Origin of the sequence: Bacillus sp. JJ1474, assembly GCF_036965225.1 — a bacterium.
In the GTDB taxonomy this organism is placed as follows: Bacteria; Bacillota; Bacilli; order Bacillales; family Cytobacillaceae; genus Cytobacillus.
Window position 1 is genome coordinate 5,754 of the sequence record NZ_JBALPC010000292.1, and the last position, 2,311, is coordinate 8,064.

Annotated in this window: 3 protein-coding genes; 2 read left to right on the top strand and 1 reads right to left on the bottom strand. The window is 36.0% G+C overall.

From position 1 onward, the window contains the following. Positions 1-86 precede the first annotated feature (86 nt). Positions 87-782, bottom strand: a complete 696-nt coding sequence (locus tag V7164_RS24770; protein WP_335355550.1) for an MgtC/SapB family protein — start codon at positions 780-782, stop codon at positions 87-89. A 230-nt stretch (positions 783-1,012) separates the two neighbouring features. Here V7164_RS24770 and V7164_RS24775 point away from each other — a divergent pair, with 230 nt between their 5' ends. After that, positions 1,013-1,951, top strand: a complete 939-nt coding sequence (locus V7164_RS24775) for a DMT family transporter (RefSeq protein WP_335348072.1) — start codon at positions 1,013-1,015, stop codon at positions 1,949-1,951. A gap of 10 nt (positions 1,952-1,961) precedes the next feature. Beyond that, positions 1,962-2,311, top strand: a 350-nt coding sequence (locus V7164_RS24780) for a GNAT family N-acetyltransferase (protein WP_335355551.1), incomplete at its 3' end; no start/stop codon positions are given.

Below are 2,311 nucleotides of genomic sequence, written 5' to 3' on the forward strand. Positions count from 1 at the left end.
CTCTCCCAGCTGAGCTAATTCCCCGATTGAATGGTACAAGAAAAATTATATCCGCAATCGGGGTTTTTGGCAAGAGGTAATTTTGTCTACTGCAAACTTTCAATCTCAACACTCCGTACTCCGCTTAGTTGAGAGACACTGTAATAAACATCTGTAATACTCTTCTTTTTATTGACTGTCACGATCAGCTGAACAAGGTGCTTTCCGTCTTCTAGGTCTTTAATACGAACACGTTTGATTGAAATTTTTAATTCTTTAATGGCTGAAAGGATATCGGCAATGTTTTCTTTATCGATCACCTTAAGCCGGAGGGTGACTTCTTTTTCTCTTAATTGCCTAGGTCCCAAAAGAGCCATAAAAAAAGGAATGACTTCAACACTGATGATGAGCAACGCGACTCCTGCCATTGCCTCAAGGTAGAAGCCTGCACCTACCGCAATTCCAATCCCAGCTGCTCCCCATATTAATGCCGCGGTTGTTAAACCGGATATGCTATCGTTTCCCCTTCTTAAAATAACACCCGCACCTAGAAACCCAATGCCAGATACGATTTGGGCCGCCAGACGCAGTGGATCCATTTGAATATTAACGCCTTCCTTTCCGGGAAATATGTAGGCGGATTCAATGGATACGATTGTTAATAGGCAGCTTACAATGGAAATAACGAGACTCGTTTTAAGGCCGACTGGTTTTCTTTTTAATTCTCGCTCAATTCCGATAACCAGCCCAAGAATGGCAGATATTCCTAGTTTCATTAATATTTCTAATTCTAATTCACTCATAATATCCCTACTTCCTAGTTAATTTTTGATGAAAAGGGATAAAAGCTGGTGCGGCTCCATTTCTGAATGTACTCAGTTCTTTTAACATCAATTTTTTGTTAAAAATGATATACCCATTAAATAACTTCCTAAAACTTTCTAATGAATAATATATTAAAATAATAGATAAAGTATTACTTTAGATGTATGATAAGGTGTGCTGAATATTATTGAATTAAGGAGTTGCATCTATGTCAGACATCAAAATAAATCCTTATGTGGCCCTTGCTATCGGCGTATTGTCGGTCTCTACTTCTGCTATTCTTGTAAAAGTTTCATCGGCTCCTTCTGGGGTTATCGCTTTTTACCGCTTACTATTTACGGTTTTATTTATGTTGCCTATTTTTCTAATAAAGTATGTTCCAGAACTTCGTCTTATTACAAGGCGGGATTGGTTATTTTCTATAATCGCTGGTGTATTCCTGGCCTTTCATTTTATTCTTTGGTTTGAATCATTAAATTACACGTCAGTTGCCAGCTCAACAGTATTAGTAACACTTCAGCCATTATTTGCTTTTGTAGGAACATATTTTTTCTTTAAGGAAAAGTTTTCTATGAAAGCAATAATAAGCAGTGTTATTGCTGTATTGGGAAGTGTAGTAATCAGCTGGGGAGATTTTAAAATTAGCGGATCTGCTTTATTTGGCGATATTTTAGCCTTGATTGCTTGTGCATTAATTACAGCAAATCTATTATTTGGTCAAGACGTTAGAAAAAGACTGTCGCTTGTAACCTATACCTTTATTGTATATAGCATTAGTACTATAACATTGTTTTTCTATGTAATCATCAAACAGGAACCATTATTACCATACCCGACAAGTGATTGGGTTTATTTTATCCTACTCGCGCTTTTTCCAACACTAATGGGTCATACGATATTTAACTGGTCTTTAAAATGGCTGAGCACCTCTACTATTTCTATGGCCATTTTATTCGAACCAGTAGGTGCGGCTCTTTTAGCTTATTATCTATTACAAGAATCTGTTAGCTGGTCTCAAATTATTGGAGGCTGCATTATTATTATTGGGGTTTCATTATTTTTATTAGATGAACGAGGACTCAACTTAAAGGAATTAAAGAAAAAAACGTCTCTTAAAAGTACACTGAAAGAAAATGTACGAAATTAAGGAGAAAAAAATGGGGTTTAATAAAGCTTTTACAAATTTTCCGAAATTGGAAACGGAAAGAGTTATATTACGAAAGCTTCAAATGAATGATGCTCCAGCCATGTTTAGTTATTTTTCAAAGGATGAAGTTACTAAGTTTTATGATCTCACTACTTTTACATCTGAAAAACAAGCCGAAGGTTTAATTGAAAGTTTATTGTTCAAATACGAAAATAGAGAACAAATTCGTTGGGCCATTGTTTTGAAAGAAACAGGAAAGTTGATTGGCACATGTGGCTTCCACGAAATCGAGGAGGAACATTGGAAAGCAGAAGTTGGATATGAACTCCATCCTGATTTTTGGCGAAAAGGGATTATGAC

Coding starts and splice junctions, on each gene's coding strand:
- V7164_RS24770 (WP_335355550.1), bottom strand. CDS start 782: ATGAGTGAATTAGAATTAGAAATATTAATGAAACTAGGAATATCTGCC.
- V7164_RS24775 (WP_335348072.1), top strand. CDS start 1,013: ATGTCAGACATCAAAATAAATCCTTATGTGGCCCTTGCTATCGGCGTA.